The sequence below is a fragment of the Dellaglioa sp. CoH-57-MRSF-20 genome, assembly GCF_056781955.1.
In genome coordinates this window covers 1-281 of record NZ_JBXAXV010000244.1, presented here as the reverse complement: position 1 = coordinate 281, position 281 = coordinate 1, and the positions used below count along the sequence as shown (strand labels likewise).

Genomic DNA, 281 nt, shown 5'->3' with positions numbered 1-281 from the left:
CAACATCCACAAGCAGGTTGCCAATCGCGTGCTTGAGGCGTTTACCAACATCAATGTGGTGGTCACGTCGAGTCAATGGGACAACTTCTTTGAGCTGCGTAATCACCCGGATGCCCAGCCCGAAATCAAAGATTTGGCTGAGACTATGCTTCGGGCCATGTCCGCAAGCAATCCGCGTATTGTCGATCCAAAGGACCTGAATGATGCTCGTGCGTGGCACCTGCCGTATGTGACAATGCAGGAGCGTCAGGCTCATCCCGTTCCCGAGCTGATCGCGATGT

Annotated in this window: 1 protein-coding gene; it reads left to right on the top strand. The window is 54.1% G+C overall.

Features of this window, described 5'->3' with window-relative positions; all coding sequences use genetic code 11:
* Positions 1–281 (top strand): FAD-dependent thymidylate synthase (locus AC1RPN_RS08920; RefSeq protein ID WP_481763832.1); only part of this gene is annotated, 281 nt, incomplete at both ends.